This is a genomic window from Tenuifilum sp. (genome assembly GCF_037481895.1).
GTDB classification, from domain to species: Bacteria; Bacteroidota; Bacteroidia; order Bacteroidales; family Tenuifilaceae; genus Tenuifilum; species Tenuifilum osseticum.
In genome coordinates this window covers 18229-40413 of the sequence record NZ_JBBFKU010000015.1, presented here as the reverse complement: position 1 = coordinate 40413, position 22185 = coordinate 18229, and the positions used below count along the sequence as shown (strand labels likewise).

The following is a 22185-nucleotide window of genomic DNA, read 5'->3' as shown; positions in this document are numbered from 1 at the left end:
TACTACAAGCGTTTGAGCGCATGCTTAATGAGCGCTTCAACTGGCATTTGCCCCATTTCCTTCAGAACCTGGTCAATTACCTTATCGGCAGCTGAACGGGCAAAGCCGAGCATCACCAATGCAGATAACGCTTCGCTCTTTAAAGTATTGTTTGATGTTGATAAAATTTGTGAAACCGTAGCCTCCCCTATTGAAACCTTATCCTTAAGATCAACAACTATGCGTTGTGCCGTTTTAAGGCCAATTCCCTTAACCTGTTTTATGAGGTTAACATTTTCCGTGGTTATGGCTGCCTGAATCTCATCGGTAGTTAGCGAGGAAAGAATAAGCCTTGCCGTACTAGCACCAACTCCAGAAACTGAAATAAGCAAGCGGAAAATCTCCCTTTCGCGTACATCGGTGAAACCGTAGAGCAAGTGAGCATCCTCGCGGATAATTTGATGAAGCCAGAGCTTGACCTGTGTTTTACCCTCCAGCTGAGAGTATGTTTGTAACGAAATATTTACAAAATACCCAACTCCACCAGCATCAACAATTGCATGGGTTGGTGTCAGCTCGGCAAGGGAACCCTGAATGTACTCGTACATAAATCAACTTTTTTATGCCGTTTCTGGGTCAACTGACTGCAAAGGGTTTGAGGTAAGCTCTTTATGCAGCTGTCGGTTACGGAAAATATCAATGGCAAGGTAAACCGCCTGGCGGAATGAGTTCGGGTTAGCCAGGTTATGTCCGGCCAAATCGTATGCCGTTCCATGATCGGGCGAGGTGCGAACAATGGGTAAACCAGCAGTATAGTTTACTCCTGTATCGAAGTTTATCACCTTAAAAGGCGATAAGCCTTGATCGTGGTACATGGCCAGAATTGCATCGAAACGGGTGAACCTATCGGAGCCAAAGAACCCATCGGCTGGATAGGGCCCCATGGCAACTATCCCCTCATCGTTCGCCTGCTTTATTGCCGGTAGTATAATTGTTTCCTCCTCGTTGCCAATAACACCGCTATCGCCAGCATGGGGGTTCAAGCCAAGTACAGCAATACGTGGCCGGCGGATTGCAAAATCCTTAATTAGTGTCTCGTTAAGCAAGCGTAGCTTGTTGAGTATGGCGTCAACAGTAATATTTTTTGGAACATCAGCAATTGGGATATGACCCGTAACAACACCTACCTTCATGGTATCGCTTACCATGAGCATTAGCGCGCTTTTAACACCAAACTCATTGGCCAAGAACTCGGTATGCCCCGGAAAGCTAAAGCTTTGACTTTGTATGTTAGCCTTATTGATGGGTGCGGTAACCAGTACGTCAATTTTACCTGCTTTTAAGTCGGCTATAGCAGCCTGTAATGCTAGCAACGCACCCTGTCCGCCATACTCAGTTGATTTACCTAACTCCACCCGAACGTTTTCGTCCATGCAGTTTACAATATTGGGGCGTTTGGGGTTTGCCTCTGAGGCATCCTTTATTTGGTTAAAGCTGAAGTTTTCAATGTTCAACGCTTTGCGATGATAGGCAGCAACCTTGGGCGATCCGTAAACAATTGATGTGCACATCTCGTCCATACGAGGGTCCATCAATGTTTTAATAATTACCTCATAGCCTATTCCGTTAATATCACCCTGTGTGATTCCTACCCTAATCTTTTCATTACTCATACCTTGTAGTATTTTAAATGGCTCGTAAATATGCAAAAGTAAAAAAAAGCTGTAAACATAGTTAACACCTTGTTGTTTTTACTAGGAATGTTTTTGTTACTTTTAATACCTTTGCCCAATCAACATTGAAGAATGCAAGTTAAAGATATTTTAAAAAAGGCAATAAACCTTGAATCCCTCACTTTGGAAGAGGGCCTTTATATTTACACACAGGCATCAACACCCGATTTGATGTATGTTGCAAACGAGCTTCGCAAATTTCATGTTCCTGGAAACAAAGTTACCTGGCAGATTGACCGCAACGTAAACATCACAAACGTATGTATATCGGGATGTAAGTTTTGCAACTTCCACTGTGGGCTTCAGTCCGATAGCGCCTTTATCACGTCAATTGCAGAGTATAAAGTAAAGATTGAAGAGCTTGAGCGCTACGGAGGCGACCAGCTTCTACTACAGGGTGGACTTCATCCCAGGCTTGGTATTGAGTTTTATAGCAGCCTGTTCAAGGAGCTAAAGTCAATGTTTCCCAACATCAAACTTCACGCCCTAGGGCCTCCTGAAATTGCCTTTATAGCTAAAAAAGAAGGTATGACCTACCGGCAAGTTCTTGAAGAACTTGTGGAGGCAGGCCTCGATAGTTTACCCGGTGCTGGTGCCGAAATTCTTGTGGACAGAGTACGAAAGCAAATATCGCCGGGCAAACCCGATAGCCAGGCCTGGCTCGATGTTATGGCTCAAGCGCACCAAATGGGGCTAGTTACCTCTGCTACCATGATGATTGGACATATTGAAACCATGGAGGAGCGCGTTGAGCATTTGATTAAGCTCCGCAACCTCCAAGCGCAAAAGCCTGCCGACGCCCCCGGATTTCTGAACTTTATTGTTTGGACCTTTCAGGATGAGGGCACCAAGCTGCAGCGCGAGGGCGTGCTAAATACGGTAACCACTGAGGAATATGTTAGGACTATAGCCCTATGCAGGATCATGTTGAATAACATCCCGAACATACAAGCCTCCTGGCTTACGGTGGGTATCGATACCGCTCAGCTTTGCTTGCACGCCGGAGCTAACGATTTTGGCTCAATAATGATTGAGGAGAATGTTGTGTCATCGGCTGGAGCCAAGTACAAGATGGATGCCTATGGCATTCAGAAAGCCATTGTTGATGCCGGGTTTGAACCTCAACTCCGCAACCAACGTTACGAATACATAGTACTCCCGGACTGTGAGTTTAGCCGCATTTACAGCATTGAGGAGCTAAAACAAAACGCCAGCCCACTGTTCTAAGAATAAAAAAAGCCGGCATAAAGCCGGCTAACCAACCAAAAACAGTTATGACGGGAGTACTAATTAATTACTTGTTCTTAAGTAGTTCTTTCTCAATAATCTCCTTGAACATTTTTTTGGTTTCCTCAGGGGTTTGAGCTATACCTGAGGTAGCAAAAGGCTTTCCGTCCATGGGAAAGAATATAAATGTTGGTATGCTCTGTATACCTAGTTCAGCAGAGATTTGCTGCTCGTTTTGGGTGTTCACCTTGTAAACATAAATTTTGCCATCGTACTCCTTGGCCAGTTCCTCCAGGATTGGACCCGCAATACGGCAAGGGCCGCACCAGCTTGCCCAGAAATCGACAATGGCAGGCTTATCGCCAAGGTATTTCATATTTTCCTGTCCCTTAGTGTAATCCAAAATTTTGGTCAGGAAAAAGTCACGGGTAATATCAATGGCATATTTCTCTTTAGCTGGTTTTGATGCAGTAACGGGTTCACCTTCGTTTTGCTTGGCGGCGGTACCGTTACATGCTCCTAGCGCAAAGGCTGCAACCAAAAGAACCGGGAAAAAAGCAGTAAGTTTTCTCATAGCTATCTCTATTTAAATATTTTCATAATCAAAGGGCAGGGTTGTACCCTCCCTTTACTACCTGCCATTATCGGCAAAGGTAAATGCACCGTACCCACAAATCCTAACGCACAAACCGCAATTCTTGCAGTTTTCCTTATCAATCTCTGGTGCGCTATTCCAGCTACGCTGTTTAATTGCACCTGTTGGACAGTAACGAACCACCGGACAAGGATGGTTCTGCGGGCATCGTGCTTCATCAACAACTATAGTGCTCATTTTGTTCAGTTTTTTCGGCTACAAAAATAATATATTTTCATATATCTATATGTTAATTTATGTTGATATTTAACAATGAGCACGGACTGTCAAATTATGAGCAAAAAGAGGTTTTAGCTGAACCCCAAAAATGATTTAAAATTCACATAAAGGCAATGAAAATAAAAAAGGAGGGTTTCCCCTCCTTTTTAACTTTCTAGTTCATATTTAACTACTTGCCACCCCTCAGCTTTACTTCGTAGGTTCTGCCATTTACTGTTACGTAGGCAATGTTATCGCAATCACCATTACCGTAATCAATAGTGGCCTGCTTATCGCCTACAGTCAAATCAATCACACCTTGAACCAACCACCTGCACGATAGCTTGAACATGAGTGCACTGGTAATTTGGTGAGCATAAGTGTAACCTCTACGGTTTACGCCTGTGGCTACACCTTCCAGAGTGTAAACATCATCCCAAATGTTGAACGGAGTATCATAACCTTCAACCCAAGTACGGGTGCGCTCTACAGTACGGGTGTAGGTGGTACCATCGGTAAAGGTTATTTTACCATTAGTAAGTGAAATCTGATACTCATGCTCAGCAGTTTTGCGGATAACTTTTGTTCCTTCAATTAAATTGCCATTAATGGTAAAGTTTTTGAAATTAATGGTTCGCTCAAATTCTGCACCATTATACTGACCACAGGTACGGATTACAATTAACCCGTTCTTTACTCTCTCGTAACGGGAGTTAGCATTCACAAAGTTCTCGTAGGTTAGAGAGTCGATGCGGCAATTTCCGTCCCAGGATGTTTTACGAGTACGTGTACCTTGACCACCGAGTGTTGCATACATCAGCTGCGAGTCCTTTGAGTCGCCGGCAAGTGTAATTTCATCCACTTCGGTCATTACATCATCGTAGTAGGTATCCACATCGGCGTCTTCGCTAGCCAGGGTAACCACTGAATCTACTTCCTCGTCCTTTTGGCATGAGGAGAGTGTAAAAGCTGCCATTAACATAAGGCCTGCTGCAAAAATTAAACTTGTACGTTTCATAGCTGTAAAATTTAAGTTAGACAATTGGTTTTTAAAATCATTTATTTGCTTGTAATTACAATTATTTCACCACTGTAATCCCACTTTAAATCAAGCGGTATGCACACCAGGTTTAAAGCTTCGTCCAGGTTTGTACGTTTGAAGTAGCCGGTATAAAACCTACTTGTGTCAGTATTAAGGAAAATATCCGCATTGAATTGACGTTCTAATTCCTCAATCACAGCACTTAAAGGAGCATTCTGAAAAAAGAACTCGTTGTTAGTCCATGCGGGTTTAGACTCCGCTTTTGTTGTTTGTGTTTTATTTACATCTAAAGCATATCCCATTGTTTTTGCCTCCATACCTTTAGTTAGCAATGTTTGCGACTTACTGTTTGTGGCAACTACTTTTACTTTGCCTTCAAAACAGGTTACCTTAACTAGTCCATTGCGGCTAAACACATTGAATACAGTACCAAGAACTGTTGTGGTTGCACCAGTTGTTACCACTTTAAAACGACGCCCCTTGCTAACCTCAAACAACGCCTCGCCGGTTAACGATACACTCCTATCGAAAAACCATCGATTCTTGTTATAGGTAATTTTCGATTCGGCATTCAGAGTAACCCTGCTGCTATCGGGCAGGTAAACCACACCGTGTTCACCACGCGCTAGCTGCACGTGCACATTTCCCATCCTATACAAATAGATGTATGAGGTAAGCATTAGGGCAACTAAAACTGATGATGCTACTGCAACACGAGTTAATGTCAATTGTATTACTCTTCCCTTTGAGTCTTCCTCAAAGTTTTTATGGTCAATTTTTTCAAAGATCGCTTCCCAGGCTTCGGAACGCATTTTCCCTGCAGGTACCTTGTAGCTATCAAGCAGCCTTTCAATGTTTTCAGGTAGCCTTTCTATTTTCCCGTCCCGAGTCATTTTGTTTTCCTTTTGCTATTAATACAACCCTATTCCAAAACACCCTACCGTATCCACAAAAAAAATCATTGAACTTGTTCTGTAATTGTTTTGCTACTAATACATCTACCTTAAAAAATACCCTACCGTTTTATTAGAAAATTTGATAATGCCCCCTATGCCTTAACCAATCGTTTTAATGGGGCTTTAGTAAACCAAACGAAGAATAAATTTTTAGAAGATTTATATTATACAGTCGTTTGATTTAATTTGATTTTTTAAATTTGTGCATCTGTTTTTTTACCCGATATGGAAAATAAAGTATTGTTTACCGATTCCGTTGTTGCAAACTTTTGCAAAGCTACCGTTGATGATAACCCAATTCATGATCCAGCGTTCATGTATAACCAGAACAAGGGTGTTGTTGTTCCCGGCATGCTTTTGTTTTCAACAATTGTCAATTTGCTTCACAGGAAAACCGACGAGTATTTTAATTACTACAAGCTAATTTTTGGCAACGTAATTTGTACCAACGAGCCTATTGACTTAGGTTTTGAAACCAAAGGCGATCAAAATTACCTATATGCCATAAACGGACACGATATGTTTTCCACAAAGAACGAGAGATCAGTTGTTCTGAAAAATATCGAGCCCAAGGTACTCGATTTAGATGGCATCGTAAGAGCTATGCCTTTCCATAAAACGCAGCTGGAAACCTTTAGGGAGCTAACCAACAGCTTAAACAACACCCTATCCGATTTCCTTTTTACAATAGCATACGCCAGCGCTGCTCTTTTTAAAGCCATCCGAGAGCCGATAACCGAGGTGGAAACGGAAATTAACCGGTTGCTAAATAAAACCATTAACCCCGATCAGGTGTCACCCTTTTACCAAACACTTGAAATATTTAGGGTAAATCCGCACGCTGAACTTAATCCTGAAGGTACAATTGAGTACAATATTAGTTTCGACAGAGAAAAAGCCAATAAAACATATATTGCCCAGGTAACATGTATACATAACAATCAGTGTTTTTACCAATCGGTTTACAGGTTAGTGGCAATACCCGATAAGCTGATAATGAGAATGGTGAAGGATAGGGATAAAGGTTAAAGGTTAAAGGTTAAAAGTTTGAGGTTCAAAGTTCAAGGTTTAAGGTTGACCCGTGACCCGGGTCCAAAAACATTAATCCCTTTTAAGTTCAACTTATTAAAACTTGATATTAAAAAAGAATGTGGGAGTAATACTGTAGCCGTAAATATCGTGATACTCAATGATTGATTTGCCCTGTAGGTAATCGGAAACAGGTGTATCGGTAAGCGTGTAGGGGCGCGCAAGCATATTATCCCTATTATAAAGGTTAAACACTTTTACACCAACCTCAAGCTCACCACTAACTGAAACCTTTGTCAAGTAGCTTAACCCTGCATCTAACCTATGGTACGGCTCTAACCTGCTCGAGTTTTTTTCATAATCAGGTGAAAGGGTAAGGTTTGGAGTTAGCAAGAGCTCATCCCAGGGTTTAGGAGTACCAAAAATCCAAGTCCCAACAACTCTCCATTTTCGCCACTTGTATAAACCAACTAACTTTAACTCATGCAAATGGTCGTCGAGGGCATAGTACTCATCGCCCCCGTTCAGGGTTGATGACTGATTGAAAGCCTTACTAAGCGAATATGATACCCAACCCTCGGCATTTTGCCATGTTTTTCGGACTAAGACATCAACCCCAAATGAACGACTATCAACATAAAAAATTTTGGATTGCTCTACAAATCGGTTGGTTGAGGTTCGCCGGATCACAGTTTGAACGTACGATAAGCCCTCGGTTTGCTTTGCATATCCTTCAATATCTACTGTTAATCCATTGCTTGTGTAGTTCAAACCGGTAACAAAGTGCTTTGACTTTACTACCGGAAAGGTCTTTTCGTCGGAAGCTACCCACAAATAGCGAACCCCGTTGCCGACCAGGTAAATACGGTTTATGAATTGGTTATATAAGCCTGCAGCAAACTTTAAATCGAGCTTTGATGTTGGGCTAATCACCATTTGGACACGCGGCTCTAGGTAGTATTGGTCGGTAAGGTTATGTTGACTCACTCGCCCCCCAATGACAAGTGATTTCAACCCATTAGTTTTAAAGTTAAATTGAAGCCAACCGGTATTAACCCTTGAATTAAAATCGTTCTGCCTTAGGGTATCGGCAACAGGAAGGGAGTTTACAGCATGATAATAATTCTCAGATGATTTAGAATTCACCAAATTACTCTGGTATCCCAGCTCTAGTATGATTTGGTTCGAAAGAGTTACCTGGGCATTCAGGTTTACAGAGATATCGTTTAATCCCGTTTCAGTTGCATAGTTTCGGACAATGGTGTCGTAAACCGGCTGCATTCCACGGCGTTTTAATGTACTGTCGTAATGTTGATAGTTGCTGGTAAATTCAGAAATCCCAACGGTAAAATTTTGGTATAACCAGCTATTCCACTGCTTAGCCCAGCGAGCGCCAGCACCACTATTCCCCCAAAGAGCATTTTCTTTAATAAAAGGCGATGAAACCATTTGCAGGAAATTGAGCCTATCGCGTCCTACATACCCACTTACCGATAAAATGTCGTTGTTTGATGGTCTCACGCTAACCTTTGCGTTTGCGTCGTAAAAAAGGTATGAGGGGGCATCGGGATCGGAACCAAACGCGGTAAAGTTCTGCTTGGAAAGCATAAGATCCGAAGCCGCACTCTCAAAAAGATTCAGAAACTGTGGGGAGCGGTAAAAATCGGTATAGGACCTACGCGCCGACACTATAAAGGAGGCATGTTTCCCCAACGGACCTTCAAATGTGAAATCGCCAGCAAGCTGGTCGGTGCCAGCATCAACTCTTACGCTATTCTCGTTGCCGGTTTTACCTGTTATTTCTATTACTGACGATGCACGACCACCCCACCTCGAATCGAAACCACCACGGTAAAGCCTTACATCCTTTATGGCCTTACTGTTCAAGCTTGAGAATGCGCCAAAAAGATGGTTAATGTGATAAATTGTAAAGCCATCGTACGAGATCAGGTTTTTATCGGCTGGCGAATGGCGAACCATTAGCCCTGAAAGCGATTCAGTAGTACCATCTACTCCCGGAAGGAGCTGAAGTGGTGCCAAAATATCAATTCCTGAGATTCCTGGTATATCGCCTACCTTTTTTGTGTCAAAAACCATCTCTCCAGGGCGGTCGCCGGTAGCAAGCATTGAGGTAATGTTTCGCACTACCTCCACATCGGCCAGGATGAACTTTTTAGGATCGAGCTCTACAACTAGAGGTTTTGAATTGTACTGTACACGAGCCACCCTCATCTGTAAGGGTTCAAAACCAAGATACCGAACCTCTATACTAACCGAATCGGATTTTACTTCGGGTATCGTAAAAAAACCATCGGTATTGGTAGTAGCTCCAAAATCGTTATCTACCACTCTTATTGATGCATAAGGCAGGGCTTCGCCCGAAATCCTATCGCGTACAATTCCCTGAATGGGTTTGGTTTTTTCTTCTACAATCGGTTTCTCTACCCTTTTAATGACATAAACGTTATTGAGTGCAATAAACTCAAACCCTGAATCTTTTAGCAACTGCTTCAAAACCTTATCGGGCGAATCGTTCCTAAACTGTCCGGTAAAGGAAATTTGGTTGAGCGCCACCGGGTCGTAAGCAAATTTTAAGTTGTACTTACCCGATAAAGCTGAGAGTATTTGATCTAAGGATTGATTGCTAAAACTTTCGGTAATCTTAACCTTTTGGGCATAAGTAGCTTGTTGGATTTGTAAAGCAAATCCAACCAGAAGTGATATAAGTAAATACTTTATTCTGCTCATGGGGTCAGGTTATATCTCATGCTAAGGTTAATACAACTTAATAACCCAATACCCTACCTGAAAGTGTAAACGGTTGAATCGGCATTAACAGTATAGCTCAAACCCATAGATATTGATATTACATCAAGTACATCAGTTGCCTTGCCTGCTGGTATGGTTCCAGAAAAGTATCGGCTTGCCGGATCAAAACCCTCCGCGCTAATCTGAATATTGTAGAAATTTGATATTTGCTGGAAAACCTGGGAAAGCGGCTCTTCTGCGAACTCAAACTCGTGTGTAACCCAAACAGGCTTGGTTAACTCCTTATCGGATTGCTTTGAATGTATTAACATCCCATTGGTTTTAGTTACGCTCTCGCCCTTTTTAACACCAACGGATTTTAAACCTGAAATCAAAACATTCACTGAGCCCTCAAAGCATTGCACCTCAAAGGAATCACCCCTGGTTACAAGACTAAACTCCGTTCCTGTTACAACCACTTTCTGGTTCTGGTTATCGGCAACCACGAATTTTCCCTTACCGCTCTTTACCTTGAAGTAAGCCTCTCCCTCCATTCTAACATTTCGGCCAAACCAACCAAACGATTTTTTATAGGAAATCCATGAGCGAGCATTCAAATGTACTACCGATCCATCGGGAAGTGTATGTTCAAGGGTTTGTGCCTGCATCGTTTCAAAACGGTACTCAGTATTCAGGATAAATAAGCTGCCAACCAGCATAAGTATAATTACTGATGCGGCTGCAAGTAACCATTTGTAATGGGGTTGAAAGGTTACAACCCTTGCAGGTTCCGCATGCTTACCTTCAATGGTCTGCATAAGCATGTCCCACGCCTGCTCTTTAGTACGGTTTGATGGAGGAACAGAAATGTTAAACTCAATGGGATTACTATCAAACCTTGAGTCAGTGCTATTTATATTGCTGTCCCTTTTCATATTTTATAGCCAAATTTTTGACGAATAGCTGCCAGTGCTTCGGACATGCGTTTTTCAATTGCCTTAACGCTAAGTCCAAGCCTTGCAGCAATTTCCTCATAGGTTAACCCATCAATTCGGTTCATCAGAAAAACTTCCCTCTGTCCATCAGGTAGCGATGCTAAAACCTCTTGCAATTGCTTATTGAGCTGATCCATTCTGATGCTCTCATCGGCGCTACTGAGATTTGAGGTCAAATCACCTTTAACTGCAACCTGAAAGCTATACACCACCTTAAGGTGCTTATAGTGATTCTTAATTATGTTACCAGCTATGGTGTAAAGTAACGATTTAACCGTATCGTTATTGACCTTGCCGCGCATGTCCCAGAGTTTAAGAAAGGTTTCCTGCACTATGTCGTCCGAAAGGTCAACATCGCCGGTTTTATAGTAGGCAAAATGCCTGATACTCTCGTAGTACTGATCAAAAATACTACGGAACCAACTTAACTCCTCCTTGGTGTAGTTTCCGCTTGGTAGGGTCATTTGAATATCATGGAGTAAAGCAAAAATACATTTTTTTACATTCAATCAGCTGGCCATTTAAATAAAAAAGCAACATCCTTAAATGGATGTTGCTATCGGTATTGACCTTAAAAAATACTAGAAATCGCTATTCATGCTCCAAAGGAATTCCTCATTAGTAGCTGTTTTCACTAGCCTATCGCGCAGGAATTCCATAGCCTCAACCGAGTTCATATCGGTAAGGTAATTGCGGAGAATCCATATCTTCTGTAATATTTCTTTATCAAGCAGCAGATCCTCGCGGCGTGTACTCGATGCCATGATGTCCACAGCAGGGAATACCCTCTTATTCGCTAACTTGCGATCGAGCTGCAGCTCCATGTTACCGGTGCCCTTAAACTCCTCAAATATAACATCGTCCATCTTGCTACCGGTTTCGGTTAAGGCAGTTGCCAGAATGGTTAGCGAACCGCCATTCTCTATATTCCGGGCAGCGCCAAAGAAACGCTTGGGCTTTTGCAATGCATTGGCATCAACCCCACCCGATAGCACCTTGCCGGAGGCAGGCTGTACTGTGTTAAAAGCCCTTGCCAACCTGGTAATTGAATCGAGAAGTATAACCACATCATGGCCACACTCAACAAGGCGTTTGGCTTTTTCCAAAACAATATTGGCCACCCTAACGTGCCTTTCGGCAGGCTCGTCAAAGGTCGATGCTATTACCTCGGCGTTTACGCTACGGGCCATATCGGTTACCTCCTCGGGGCGCTCATCAATCAAAAGAACTATCATGTAAACCTCTGGATGGTTTGCCGCTATTGAGTTGGCAATGTCTTTCAGCAATATGGTTTTACCGGTTTTGGGCTGGGCAACAATTAAACCTCGTTGTCCCTTGCCAATGGGCGCAAACATATCGACAATCCGTGCCGATAATAGGTTCATGCCATTCCCAATCAGCTTAAACTTCTCGTTTGGGAAAAGTGGGGTTAAGTAATCGAACGGAACCCTATCGCGTATAAATTCAGGATCGCGACCATTTATCTCAATTACCTTTATTAATGGGAAATACTTTTCGCCCTCCTTGGGTGGGCGAATGGTGCCAGTAACGGTATCGCCGGTTTTAAGCCCAAAAAGCTTGATTTGCGATTGCGATACGTAAACATCGTCGGGAGAGCTAAGGTAGTTATAGTCCGATGAGCGGAGGAAGCCATACCCATCGGGCATAATCTCAAGAACACCTGTAGTGGCTACAATGCCATCAAAATCGAATCGCTCACTACCGGGGCGCCTTTCCTGGCTAGGAATGGGTTGAGCATTATTTCCCTCCTTTACAGGTTCAACCACTTCGGTAGCCGATGCCCGTGCCTCCTGTTCCGGTTTTTCAGAAACCAAGGCCTCAACTTGAGCCTCTTCGGTAACCATAGGAATTACCGTATCCTCTTCGTCATTGCTTAACAGTATGGTTTCCGAATGTGTTTCGGTATCGAGCTCAGGGAGGATAACGGCCTTTTCGTTAAATTTAATGGTGGTTTTATTGCTTCGTTCCTTTTCTTCGCTTGAACTATTGGTAGGGGTAGCTGAGAACTCCCTTCTAACCTCTTTTGCCCGAATAATCCTTTTACGTTTATTCCTTTCATTTATTGCTTCCTGGCTACTTGTAGCCTCGTCAGGCTTAGCGGCTTGCGGTTCCTCTTTTTTAGGTGCAACCGGTTGGGTTTCTTCCCTCTTTGCTTCTACCTGTTTCTCAGGCTTTCGGAAAGGTTTTCGGTGATCCTTTTTCCGCTCATCGTCAGCTGATAGCGATGCGTTTATTGCTTGTTGATCGAGAATTTTGTAGATTAACTCTTGCTTCTTAAAGTTCTCTACCTTCTTAATATTCAAATTTTTAGCAATTTCCCTTAATTCGGGAAGCAACTTTTTGTTTAGTTCAAGTATATCGTACATAGTTTGTAAAATGGTGTTTTGTGTGAAAATGAAGATGGAAAAAAGTAGTTGAAATTCTAAAACCTTTTGATTTGGATTAGGAAGATTTTCCTGTTTTCGATGATGCAAATTTAGCTTATTGTTTGTAACATGCAAAATAAATTGAGATTTGAATAAAAATTGGAAGAACTAATTACTTGCTTCAAACAACACTTAAAGATAAAATGTTTTGCTTAAACAAAAAAACAGATGATGTAATTTTTGACAACTCATTGAATTTCATTGAATTTTTAGGTAAGTTAAAGGAAAAATCAAAAAAGTTATAGGGTAAAAGCTAGCTCGTGTATCATAGGTACAGAAACAGGTAAGCAATTTATGTTAAACTTAATACTTTCAGCCATGAAAACCCTGAATGCACTTATTGGAAAAAGCCTGAGGTATAGCGCTACAGCAGTTGCGCTGATAATCTCAGCAGTGCTCACAGCACAAGAGGTGGACTACAACCTCGTAAACGGAGTAATTAAGGATGCCAAAACAAAGGAACGAGTAGTATTTGCAACCATTAGTGTGCCCGGCACAACTATTGGAACAGTTGCCAATGCCGATGGCGAATTCACCCTTAAGGTTCCCAAAACTGTAAAATCGAATGTTTTTGAAATAACTCACCTGGGTTACCAGAACACTCAATTCCCAATAGTTAACGGAACTAGTGGCAAGGATAAGGTTTACCTGATTGAACCTGCATCGCTCGAAATTCAATCGGTAGTAATTCGCCCAATGGATGCCAGAAGTATACTGGAAGGTGCCCTTAAGAACATTGACAAGAATTACAGCGATAAACCTGTTAGCTTTACTGCTTTTTACCGGGAATCCATTAAGCAGAGGCGTGAATATATCTCCATTGCCGAAGCCGTTGCTGAAATATACAAGGCTCCTTACCGGTATACCCTTGAAACCGATAAAGTAAAAATTGTAAAGGGACGTAGGGGCGAAAATGTTAAGAAAGCCGACACCCTGATGGTAAAAATGCAAGGAGGGCCACATGTATCGCTTTACCTTGATGTTATAAAGAACCCCGAATTAATTCTCACCCGCGAAGACTTACCCTACTACAACTACGAGGTGGTGGATGTTGTTAAGATTGACAATGAGGCCAACTACGTTATCAGCTTTACACCTAACACCAAACTTGAATATCCACTTTACCAAGGTAAACTGTATATAAATACTGAGAATCTTGCTATAACAATGGCTGAATTCAGCATCGATTTAAGTGAACCCGAAAAGGTAGCCCAGATTTTTGTTCGGAAAAAACCTGCCGGTTTAATTTTTGAACCCATCAGCACAAATTACCTGGTTACATATAAAAAGGTAAACGATAAGTATCACGTTAACTATATGCGTAGCGAGGTTAAATTCCGTGCCGACTGGCGTAAACGGATATTCAAAACCAATTACACCATAATGTCGGAAATGGCAATAACGGAACGGAACTTTGACAATGTTAATAAAATCACATTCAAGGAGTCGTTTAAGCCCAACTTGATACTGGCCGACAGGGTAAACGAGTACTTTGATGAGAATTACTGGGGTTCATACAACACCATTGAGCCCGACGAGTCGATACAATCGGCAATCAGTAAGTTTAACAAGCGGTTCAGGAAGCAGTAAGGATTGGAACTGGGCAGGGGTAAGCCCTGCCCTTTCTTTGCTTTGTTTTATTAATTTTGTATTTGTTCAACTGTTTTGTTTATGGTATTGGCCTCCACTAACCCCAACGAGCCTGACCTTAAAGAGTTCGAGAAAGTATTCCGGAAATACTACGAACCACTTTGCCGCTATGCCTATTCCATTGTACGCGATGCCGATGAGGCCGAGGAAATTGTTCAGGAGTTCTTTTACACCTTTTGGTTAAACCGTAGCCGGATATCTATCAGGCTATCGCTAAAATCCTACCTATACCGGTCCATTCGAAACAGCGCCTTACGTTACCTTCAGCACAAAAATATTGTAGACCAATACCGTACCCAGGATTACGCCCTCAATCATGTTGAATCGCCTGAGCAGGTTATTCAAGAGAATGAGATGGCCGGGATAATTGATAAAACCCTGAAAGGGTTACCTGAACGGACTAGGCAAATATTCTTGCTTAACAGAATTAACGGTTTAAAGTATAAGGAAATTGCCGATTTGCTTAAGATTTCAATTAAGACAGTTGAGGCCGATATGGGAAAGGCCTTGCTTGAACTAAGGTTACAACTTAAACGTGCGGGTTTTTAAAGTAAGTAATGCCTAATGCCAAGAACCATGAATAGTAAAAAATCATACCAAACCCATGTAGCAAAATACCTTAGCAACGAAATGGCTTTGGCTGCTAAAATTTGGTTTTACCTCAAAAACCAAATTAATCCTAAAACAAAACATGAACTAAATACACTTAAAGTTTTTTTTAATTCCATGAAAGTGAACGAAAACAATAAAGATATTGAATTTGATACCGGTAAAGCCTGGCAAAAACTTCAGGAAAGGATAAAAACCGAGTCCTATACCGGGCAAAGCCGCACTGCCTTTATTCCAAACCTCAACTATTTTGCTGTTGCAGCAACAGTGCTGGTTTTGGTAGCACTATCGCTATCGGTATGGTTTTACTACAACCCCAAAACTATCACCCTAGCTAACATGACTCAAAGAAGTACCATTATTCGAACTCTGCCCGATGGTACTCAGATATTTTTAGGGGAAAACACCATTCTGGAATATCCTGTAAGGTTTGCAGGAAAAACTCGCACCGTAAAACTCAGTGGCGAAGCATACTTCAATGTGGCTAAAAATGGTTCAAAACCTTTCATTATAAAAGCCTCGCATGCCGATGTAAAAGTAGTTGGAACCTCGTTTAACCTTAAAACATCCAACAACGAAGTTCACCTGAAAGTAACCGAAGGTAAGGTTAAGATTACCCTTGCCACAAACCAAAAAAGCGCATTGGTGCAGGCAGGCGAGGCTGCCATTGCCAGCAAAAACGATATTGTTACCTACACCCAACCAGCAGGCGAGACCATAAAATCGGCCATGAAGCTTTTGATGTTTCAGGACGAGACATTAGACAATATTGTAAGGGTTATAAACAGTACCTATGGTTCAAACATAAAGGTTTTAGGTGATGACTTAAAAGATATGAGAATTTCTGTTACTTTTGATAACGACATCAGCAGCATTGTGAATATCCTGTCGGTGTCATTTAACCTCAAAGTAACACGTAGCCCCGATGGAACCATTATCATTAGTAAGTAAAAACATAAAAGTAAAACCATTTTGGCATGTATTCCATCGGGTAGTACTTTTTATGCTCATAATTTACGCTGTAAAAGCTAATGCTTACGAACCCGACAGCTTACTACGGCAAAATATTACAATTAGCATAAGGACTACAACCCTGTTTAAAGCACTAAACCAGATAGGCGACAAAGCTGGCTGTTTTTTCATTTATGATAGTCGTGATGTAGAAAGCAACCGGCGTGTAAAGTCAATAGAATGGAGTGACAAACCGCTCAATGACCTACTCAACCAGGTTATTGGTGATACCTTAGTAAAGTACAGGGTTATTGGCAAACATATTTTACTTTATAGACCAAAACTATCCGACACCCTAAAAGCACAATCACAAGACCAAAACATCAAGTATGTTCAGCTTAGCGGTCGTATTTTGGATAAGGAAACGGCACAACCTGTAGCGTTTGCTACTGTTGGGATACCCAGTTTAGCTATTGGGACAATTAGTAACCTCGATGGGGTATTTACCCTTAGAATTCCAAAGCAGTACACCGACTCAAGTATAGCTATATCGCACATTGGTTACATTCAACGCAAAGTGCCAGCTGGGCTTCTTACAGCCAAAACCTTTGAAATTTTTCTTGAACCCAGTTTTATTCCCGTACAGGAAATTTTTATTCGAAACATTGACGCACGAAATACTGTTCGTGAGGCGGTAAATAAACGATCACAAAACTATTTCCAACAGGATATCTACATTACAGCATTCTACCGCGAAGGGGTATTGCGCAATAAAAGGATATTGAGCTACTCTGAGGCCTTTGCCAAAATCTTTAAATCATCGTACAGCTTTGACTCCCGATACGATCAGGTTAAGCTTATACGTTTCAGGAAAATGGAACAGGCCAACAGGCGCGACACCCTCGATGTAAAGCTCCAGGCTGGGATGAAAGCTACCCTTGATGTCGATATCATGAAAAACCTCCCCGACTTTTTAGATCCGGAATTTACGCAGTACTATGACTACACCCGAACCGATATTGTTGTGTACGACAACAAATCGGCTTACGCTATCGGGTTTAAGCAGAAACCCGAAATTACGGACCCCCTTTTTGCCGGCTTACTATATATTGATACTGAAACTTTAACTCTACTTGCCGCTGAGTTTGAGATTAACCCGGACATGGTTCAGAAAACCGCAAGCCAACTCGTGGTAAAGAGAGGGAGAGGAATACGCGTTCAACCCCAAAAGATTAAGTACCTGGTTAAATACCAGCCTCAAGATGGCAAGTGGTATGTAAACCACGTAAGAGGTGAAATTTCCCTAAAGGTGCAAACCCGTTTTTGGCCCTTTGCCAATACTTTCGATCTGTTTTTTGAGTATGTTGCCCTACAGGTGGAGACCCTGGAGGTTAAGCGCTTCCCAAAGCGCGAAACGCTCAAAACAACCGAAGTATTCTCTAACACACAAGCCGAATACGACCCAAGCTTTTGGAATGATCTCAACTACATTGAACCTGAAGAGAGCATTCTAAAGGCATTAGGAAGAATTACCCCAAAAATTGAAATGGTTACCGAACTCTAAAAGTAAAAAACCACTCCCCCGCCAATTAGATTGTATGCCGGATCGGTCAGTCCAATTTCGGCCTCAAGAATAAAACTCATGTTTTTACGTAAACCTATATCAACACCAGCAGGAATCCAGAGCAGAAATTGTGCATCGCCCCCATCGGGGAAGTTAATATCGGTGTCCAAGCCAGTTATTAGCCTAACCCCCTTTGCCAAACCAAAAGTAAGGTTCAATGTACCATCGAGTCCAAAACTCCCAAAGCTATGAGCTCCCCCCGCCAACGAGATATTTTTACTCAGAACAAACTCAACATTAGCTCCAAAGTAATTTTCGGGGCCAAGTACACCGGCAGTGATACCAACATCTATTCCCTTTGTAAGCCCGTAACCACCATGCAGAAAAAGCATGAACTCATTACTCCCATTAATTAGCACTGCTGGTTCAATGCCTACCGAAAAAGTTTTGGGTTTTAGGGTTTGTCCGGTATTAAACACTTGCCCTAACGAAATCATGTTGATGGCAACAAATACAGATATTAAAATGGTCTTTTTCATGGTTATGTGATTTAGAATTTAACTTAAAGAAAGAGAAAAAACGATTTTGGTTTTTACAAATTCGCAATAAATAACCCTTTAAGGATTCCTTCAACAACTTATCTTGAAATGCATATTTGTAACAAAGTTAAATAAAATAAGCTTTTAAAAAACTATGCAGCAAAATATTACTATCTTTCGTCGTTATAGAAAACATTAAGCCATGAACGTAGAAGTTAAAACCACAGCAGGCCAGGCCATGGGGATTGTAGGTATAGTGCTTGCAGTAATCTCACTCATCCTAGCCTTTATACCATGTATCGGATTCGTTGCCTTGCTTCCAGCTGCCCTTGCATTAATTTTCAGTATTATCTCAATTATTCAAGCCACAAATGGTTATGGTTCAAAAGGGCTGGGCATTGGGGCACTCATTGTTTCTGTTCTATCAATTTTCCTAGCAGTAATGTGGCTAACAATAATCAGTGGTGGCTTTTCTGTTCTTAAAGATTTGGATAGGCATCCTGAAAAAATTGAAATATTTGGGAAGGAACTTGAAAAGGAGCTTAACGATGCCAATATTCAGATAAGAATTGAAACCGATAGCATGGTAAAAACACTTAGGCAACTTGAGGGTGAGTCCGATAGCATTAAAGTGATAACCATTAAAAAGAATAAAGCCAATAAGGGCGATGATTCACAGGGTGCCCGAATTACGATTGATACCGATTCTGTTCAAATTAGAATTGAAGCCACTGAAAAAAAGAAAAAGTAACGGTTTTAGCTTTTACAGCATAGCTGCTACTCCTTACCTTAAAGTAAACTCAGCATTTGCGCTGATTTTACTTTTGGTTTTTATTTACTCTCTGGTTTTCAGCCAAAACAACCATCCCATACCTGCAGCACTTACGCAGCTAACGGGGATAGTTCCTCCCAGTAAAGGTTTGTCGGCTGCGTTCTCGCAGATTGTAAGGTTCAACTTTACAAATGCATACATTCTCAACCCTTACGGTTTAAGAGTATTCTCATTTTTCCTAATTCAATTTATACTGCGCGTAGGCTTAATAGTTACAGAGTTAAGGTTTCCTAACTATGTCAAAACATCTACTATAGCTGTTGATATACTAATTTCCCTTACTCTACTTATCTACTGCTTTTACCCGCTAATTGAATTCACCTTTAAAATATTACTTCAGCTTCTCCATTAGTTCTTCAAACGTAAAACCATCGGTTGCCCTAATTCCTTTTGGGGTAAGTTGTAGCTCGCTGCAATCGGCAAAGTAGTCGTGTTGGTAGATATAAATGTACTCACCTTCAAGCGACTCCTTCAAAAATGTTTCCTTTTCCTTCAATGTCACAAGCGGTTCCACGTCGTAACTCATAATCCAGGGTAGAGGAATATGTGAACGGAATGGGAAAAGATCGGCCACAAAAACCAGTTTCCGTCCCCTGTAGCTAATAATCGGGATGATTTGCCCACGGGTATGACCGTTAAAAAACCGAAGTTCTATTCCGGGAATAATTTCCCCTTCAGCTTCAATTAAATTTAATGCACCCAAATCGCGCATAGGAAAAAGGTTTTCGGGTAGGTATGCATCTGCCTCACGCGGATTTGGATTTATTGCCCATTCCCACTGAGCGCGTGACACATGGTAGCGAGCATTTGGGAAAGTCAACTTAAGGTTGCCTTCACTATCACGATAAACTCCTCCTCCGCAATGGTCATAATGCAGGTGGGTTAAAACCACATCGGTGATATCGGTGGGCTTATAGCCCCTTTGGGCAAGCCCATCAATTAAACCCTCGCCGCCAAATGCGTAAACATGACTCATAAACTTTTCATCCTGCTTATTGCCAATGCCATTATCAAAAAGCACCACTCTGCCATTAACCTCAACAACAAGCGATTTCAGGGAAAGCGGGATTAGATTGTTAGCATCTGATGGGTAAACCCTGTTCCACAAAACCTTTGGAACTACACCAAACATGGCGCCACCATCAACCTTGAAGTTTGTAATATTAAAAAGCGACAGCTTCATGATATACTTTTTTTATGTGTGATACAAATTATTTATGCCCAGTTAACATAACATTTAGGGATACAACTTTGTTCTTTTAAAAATAGATAACCCAATTCGGTTATTATTGATTAACTTTGCAGCAAATTTAATGGTAAAATGAAGAATACCGACAAGTGTTCGTTTTGTGGTCGTCCGCGTAGGGAGGTTAACCTGCTAATTGCAGGGCTCGATGGGTTTATTTGCGACCTATGCTCTGAACAAGCACACCTTATAGTTAAGGAAGAGCTTAAAAAGAAAGGCGAGTTTAAGCTTCAGAAAAATAAGTTACTCAAACCTCTTGAAATAAAGAAATTTCTTGACCAGTATGTAATTGGACAGGATGAGGCAAAAAAATTTCTATCGGTAGCCGTTTACAATCATTACAAGAGGCTCCTCCAGGCCGACGGGGGCGATGATGTAGAGATTGAGAAATCAAACATTCTTCTGGTTGGCGAAACCGGAACAGGGAAAACCCTTTTAGCCCGAACCATTGCCCGAATGCTCCATGTCCCCTTTACCATTGTTGATGCAACCGTGCTTACCGAAGCCGGCTATGTAGGCGAGGATGTGGAAAGCATCCTTACAAGGCTTTTACAGGTAGCTGATTATAACGTTGAGGCAGCCGAAAAGGGAATTGTGTTTATTGACGAGATTGATAAGATTGCCCGTAAGGGCGATAATCCCTCAATAACCCGCGATGTTTCAGGCGAGGGTGTTCAGCAAGCTCTACTTAAACTGCTTGAAGGCTCAATTGTAAATGTCCCCCCCCAAGGCGGACGAAAGCATCCTGAGCAGAAGATGATTGCCGTTGATACTAAGAATATCCTATTCATCTGCGGTGGTGCATTTGAGGGCATACAGAAAAAGATAGCCCAAAGGCTGAACACCACGGTTGTTGGATATGGTGCAAGCAAAACCCGCGAGGTTATTGATAAGGATAACCTCCTTCAATACATTGCCCCGCAAGACCTAAGAGCCTTTGGCCTAATACCCGAAATAATAGGACGTTTACCCGTAATCACATACCTAAACCCCCTCGATCGCAAGGCTTTGCGCGACATTCTTACCGAACCAAAGAACGCCATTATCAAACAGTATATCAAACTTTTTGATTACGATGGCATTCACCTTAAGTTCGACGACGAAGTTCTCGATTACATTGTGGATAAGGCTGTTGAGTTTAAGCTGGGCGCCCGTGGCCTACGGTCAATTTGCGAAGCTATTATGATAGATGCGATGTTTGAACTCCCAACCAGCGAACAAAAGGAGATGGTTGTTACCCTAGAATACGCCCAGAATAAGTTGGAAAAATCCAACCTTAAAAGGTTAAAAGCAGCTTAATGCTTAATCCTAACATACTCCTCAAAGGTGTAGCCCGGCCCCGTGGTCGGGTTTCCTTTTTCGGAGTTAACCAGTTGCCATTCATTAATGTCGATATCGGGGAAGAATGTATCGCCCTCGTATTTATCGTGCACCCGGGTAATGTATAGCTTAGTTGCCATAGGCAAGGCCTGACGATAAATCTCACCTCCCCCAATTATAAAAACTTCGTTTTCGGATTTTGTCATTTCCAAAGCATTGGCAATAGAGCTGGCCACCTCTGCTCCAGCAACAGCAAAACTGGGGTTTCTGGAAATCACTATATTCCTTCGGTTGGGTAGCGGTTTACCTATACTCTCATAGGTCTTTCGCCCCATAATCACACTGTGACCCGATGTGATCCTTTTAAATCGTTTCAAGTCATCGGGGATATGCCAGAGCAACTCATTCCCTCCGCCAATAACGCCGTTCTCAGCAATTGCAACTATAATTGATATCTCCATAGGT

The 22185-nt window shown here is 41.9% G+C and carries 22 protein-coding genes; 9 read left to right on the top strand and 13 right to left on the bottom strand.

Going from position 1 to position 22185, the window contains the following annotated elements; translation table 11 throughout:
* Positions 1-2 precede the first annotated feature (2 nt).
* Both ruvA and pdxA read right to left on the bottom strand, forming a co-directional pair.
* Positions 3-587 (bottom strand): Holliday junction branch migration protein RuvA, encoded by a 585-nt coding sequence (ruvA, locus tag WHS63_RS06250; RefSeq protein WP_369488583.1) that lies wholly within the window; start codon positions 585-587, stop codon positions 3-5.
* 12 nt (positions 588-599) lie between these two features.
* The gene (pdxA, locus tag WHS63_RS06245; protein ID WP_445204360.1) at positions 600-1652 is read right to left on the bottom strand and encodes a 4-hydroxythreonine-4-phosphate dehydrogenase PdxA; all 1053 of its coding nucleotides are present in this window, start codon (positions 1650-1652) and stop codon (positions 600-602) included.
* A gap of 183 nt (positions 1653-1835) precedes the next feature.
* Between pdxA and WHS63_RS06240 the strand changes: the two genes are divergently transcribed.
* Positions 1836-2939: a CofH family radical SAM protein gene (locus tag WHS63_RS06240; RefSeq protein WP_445204359.1), complete on the top strand. Its 1104-nt coding sequence runs from the start codon at positions 1836-1838 to the stop codon at positions 2937-2939.
* Positions 2940-3006: 67 nt separating this feature from the next.
* Here the strand turns inward: WHS63_RS06240 and WHS63_RS06235 are convergent, their stop codons facing one another.
* The 4 genes from WHS63_RS06235 to WHS63_RS06220 all read right to left on the bottom strand — a co-directional run bounded on the left by WHS63_RS06235 (position 3007) and on the right by WHS63_RS06220 (position 5727).
* Positions 3007-3513, bottom strand: a complete 507-nt coding sequence (locus WHS63_RS06235; protein WP_445204358.1) for a thioredoxin family protein — start codon at positions 3511-3513, stop codon at positions 3007-3009.
* A gap of 57 nt (positions 3514-3570) precedes the next feature.
* Positions 3571-3771, bottom strand: a complete 201-nt coding sequence (locus WHS63_RS06230; RefSeq protein ID WP_369488590.1) for a 4Fe-4S binding protein — start codon at positions 3769-3771, stop codon at positions 3571-3573.
* A gap of 211 nt (positions 3772-3982) precedes the next feature.
* Positions 3983-4810 (bottom strand): hypothetical protein, encoded by an 828-nt coding sequence (locus WHS63_RS06225; RefSeq protein ID WP_445204357.1) that lies wholly within the window; start codon positions 4808-4810, stop codon positions 3983-3985.
* A 41-nt stretch (positions 4811-4851) separates the two neighbouring features.
* Positions 4852-5727, bottom strand: coding sequence for a FecR family protein (locus WHS63_RS06220; RefSeq protein WP_445204356.1), 876 nt, complete (start codon positions 5725-5727; stop codon positions 4852-4854).
* Positions 5728-6015: 288 nt separating this feature from the next.
* Here WHS63_RS06220 and WHS63_RS06215 point away from each other — a divergent pair, with 288 nt between their 5' ends.
* Entirely contained in the window at positions 6016-6819 is an 804-nt protein-coding gene (locus WHS63_RS06215) for a hypothetical protein (RefSeq protein ID WP_445204355.1), read from the top strand.
* Positions 6820-6915: 96 nt separating this feature from the next.
* On the opposite strand, the gene WHS63_RS06210 is transcribed toward WHS63_RS06215, so the two are convergent.
* The 4 genes from WHS63_RS06210 to rho form a co-directional block, all read right to left on the bottom strand.
* Positions 6916-9567, bottom strand: coding sequence for a carboxypeptidase-like regulatory domain-containing protein (locus WHS63_RS06210; RefSeq protein WP_445204354.1), 2652 nt, complete (start codon positions 9565-9567; stop codon positions 6916-6918).
* Between the two features lie 53 nt (positions 9568-9620).
* Positions 9621-10502, bottom strand: coding sequence for a FecR family protein (locus WHS63_RS06205; RefSeq protein WP_445204353.1), 882 nt, complete (start codon positions 10500-10502; stop codon positions 9621-9623).
* The gene (locus tag WHS63_RS06200; protein WP_445204352.1) at positions 10499-11071 is read right to left on the bottom strand and encodes an RNA polymerase sigma factor; all 573 of its coding nucleotides are present in this window, start codon (positions 11069-11071) and stop codon (positions 10499-10501) included. The genes WHS63_RS06205 and WHS63_RS06200 overlap by 4 nt, the downstream gene beginning before the upstream one ends.
* A 72-nt stretch (positions 11072-11143) precedes the next feature.
* On the bottom strand, positions 11144-12949 hold the full coding sequence (gene rho, locus WHS63_RS06195) for a transcription termination factor Rho (protein ID WP_445204351.1): 1806 nt from the start codon (positions 12947-12949) through the stop codon (positions 11144-11146).
* Positions 12950-13327: 378 nt separating this feature from the next.
* Between rho and WHS63_RS06190 the strand changes: the two genes are divergently transcribed.
* The 4 genes from WHS63_RS06190 (at position 13328) to WHS63_RS06175 (ending at position 17783) form a co-directional block, all read left to right on the top strand.
* Positions 13328-14599: a carboxypeptidase-like regulatory domain-containing protein gene (locus WHS63_RS06190; protein WP_445204350.1), complete on the top strand. Its 1272-nt coding sequence runs from the start codon at positions 13328-13330 to the stop codon at positions 14597-14599.
* A gap of 81 nt (positions 14600-14680) precedes the next feature.
* Positions 14681-15208 (top strand): RNA polymerase sigma-70 factor, encoded by a 528-nt coding sequence (locus WHS63_RS06185; RefSeq protein WP_445204349.1) that lies wholly within the window; start codon positions 14681-14683, stop codon positions 15206-15208.
* A gap of 27 nt (positions 15209-15235) precedes the next feature.
* Positions 15236-16219, top strand: a complete 984-nt coding sequence (locus tag WHS63_RS06180) for a FecR family protein (RefSeq protein WP_445204348.1) — start codon at positions 15236-15238, stop codon at positions 16217-16219.
* Positions 16194-17783, top strand: a complete 1590-nt coding sequence (locus tag WHS63_RS06175) for a carboxypeptidase-like regulatory domain-containing protein (protein WP_445204347.1) — start codon at positions 16194-16196, stop codon at positions 17781-17783. The genes WHS63_RS06180 and WHS63_RS06175 overlap by 26 nt, the downstream gene beginning before the upstream one ends.
* On the opposite strand, the gene WHS63_RS06170 is transcribed toward WHS63_RS06175, so the two are convergent.
* The gene (locus WHS63_RS06170) at positions 17780-18322 is read right to left on the bottom strand and encodes a hypothetical protein (RefSeq protein WP_445204346.1); all 543 of its coding nucleotides are present in this window, start codon (positions 18320-18322) and stop codon (positions 17780-17782) included. The two genes, WHS63_RS06175 and WHS63_RS06170, sit on opposite strands and share 4 nt — an antisense overlap.
* 202 nt (positions 18323-18524) lie before the next feature.
* Here WHS63_RS06170 and WHS63_RS06165 point away from each other — a divergent pair, with 202 nt between their 5' ends.
* On the top strand, positions 18525-19073 hold the full coding sequence (locus WHS63_RS06165; RefSeq protein ID WP_445204345.1) for a hypothetical protein: 549 nt from the start codon (positions 18525-18527) through the stop codon (positions 19071-19073).
* Positions 19045-19506: a hypothetical protein gene (locus tag WHS63_RS06160; RefSeq protein ID WP_445204344.1), complete on the top strand. Its 462-nt coding sequence runs from the start codon at positions 19045-19047 to the stop codon at positions 19504-19506. The genes WHS63_RS06165 and WHS63_RS06160 overlap by 29 nt, the downstream gene beginning before the upstream one ends.
* Here the strand turns inward: WHS63_RS06160 and WHS63_RS06155 are convergent.
* Entirely contained in the window at positions 19486-20337 is an 852-nt protein-coding gene (locus WHS63_RS06155; RefSeq protein ID WP_445204343.1) for an MBL fold metallo-hydrolase, read from the bottom strand. The two genes, WHS63_RS06160 and WHS63_RS06155, sit on opposite strands and share 21 nt — an antisense overlap.
* Positions 20338-20475: 138 nt before the next feature.
* On the opposite strand from WHS63_RS06155, the gene clpX reads away from it, so the two are divergent.
* Positions 20476-21699, top strand: a complete 1224-nt coding sequence (gene clpX / locus WHS63_RS06150; protein ID WP_445204342.1) for an ATP-dependent Clp protease ATP-binding subunit ClpX — start codon at positions 20476-20478, stop codon at positions 21697-21699.
* Here the strand turns inward: clpX and WHS63_RS06145 are convergent.
* Positions 21696-22181 carry a dihydrofolate reductase gene (locus WHS63_RS06145; protein ID WP_445204341.1) on the bottom strand — a complete coding sequence of 162 codons (486 nt, stop codon included), beginning with the start codon at positions 22179-22181 and terminating at the stop codon, positions 21696-21698. The two genes, clpX and WHS63_RS06145, sit on opposite strands and share 4 nt — an antisense overlap.
* Between the last annotated feature and the right edge of the window lie 4 nt (positions 22182-22185).

Excerpts from the sequence above, each read along its gene's own strand:
- ruvA (WP_369488583.1), bottom strand. The coding sequence starts at position 587 with ATGTACGAGTACATTCAGGGTTCCCTTGCCGAGCTGACACCAACCCAT.
- pdxA (WP_445204360.1), bottom strand. The coding sequence starts at position 1,652 with ATGAGTAATGAAAAGATTAGGGTAGGAATCACACAGGGTGATATTAAC.
- WHS63_RS06235 (WP_445204358.1), bottom strand. The coding sequence starts at position 3,513 with ATGAGAAAACTTACTGCTTTTTTCCCGGTTCTTTTGGTTGCAGCCTTT.
- WHS63_RS06230 (WP_369488590.1), bottom strand. The coding sequence starts at position 3,771 with ATGAGCACTATAGTTGTTGATGAAGCACGATGCCCGCAGAACCATCCT.
- WHS63_RS06225 (WP_445204357.1), bottom strand. The coding sequence starts at position 4,810 with ATGAAACGTACAAGTTTAATTTTTGCAGCAGGCCTTATGTTAATGGCA.
- WHS63_RS06220 (WP_445204356.1), bottom strand. The coding sequence starts at position 5,727 with ATGACTCGGGACGGGAAAATAGAAAGGCTACCTGAAAACATTGAAAGG.
- WHS63_RS06215 (WP_445204355.1), top strand. The coding sequence starts at position 6,016 with ATGGAAAATAAAGTATTGTTTACCGATTCCGTTGTTGCAAACTTTTGC.
- WHS63_RS06210 (WP_445204354.1), bottom strand. The coding sequence starts at position 9,567 with ATGAGCAGAATAAAGTATTTACTTATATCACTTCTGGTTGGATTTGCT.
- WHS63_RS06205 (WP_445204353.1), bottom strand. The coding sequence starts at position 10,502 with ATGAAAAGGGACAGCAATATAAATAGCACTGACTCAAGGTTTGATAGT.
- rho (WP_445204351.1), bottom strand. The coding sequence starts at position 12,949 with ATGTACGATATACTTGAACTAAACAAAAAGTTGCTTCCCGAATTAAGG.
- WHS63_RS06190 (WP_445204350.1), top strand. The coding sequence starts at position 13,328 with ATGAAAACCCTGAATGCACTTATTGGAAAAAGCCTGAGGTATAGCGCT.
- WHS63_RS06185 (WP_445204349.1), top strand. The coding sequence starts at position 14,681 with ATGGTATTGGCCTCCACTAACCCCAACGAGCCTGACCTTAAAGAGTTC.
- WHS63_RS06180 (WP_445204348.1), top strand. The coding sequence starts at position 15,236 with ATGAATAGTAAAAAATCATACCAAACCCATGTAGCAAAATACCTTAGC.
- WHS63_RS06175 (WP_445204347.1), top strand. The coding sequence starts at position 16,194 with ATGGAACCATTATCATTAGTAAGTAAAAACATAAAAGTAAAACCATTT.
- WHS63_RS06170 (WP_445204346.1), bottom strand. The coding sequence starts at position 18,322 with ATGAAAAAGACCATTTTAATATCTGTATTTGTTGCCATCAACATGATT.
- WHS63_RS06165 (WP_445204345.1), top strand. The coding sequence starts at position 18,525 with ATGAACGTAGAAGTTAAAACCACAGCAGGCCAGGCCATGGGGATTGTA.
- WHS63_RS06155 (WP_445204343.1), bottom strand. The coding sequence starts at position 20,337 with ATGAAGCTGTCGCTTTTTAATATTACAAACTTCAAGGTTGATGGTGGC.
- clpX (WP_445204342.1), top strand. The coding sequence starts at position 20,476 with ATGAAGAATACCGACAAGTGTTCGTTTTGTGGTCGTCCGCGTAGGGAG.
- WHS63_RS06145 (WP_445204341.1), bottom strand. The coding sequence starts at position 22,181 with ATGGAGATATCAATTATAGTTGCAATTGCTGAGAACGGCGTTATTGGC.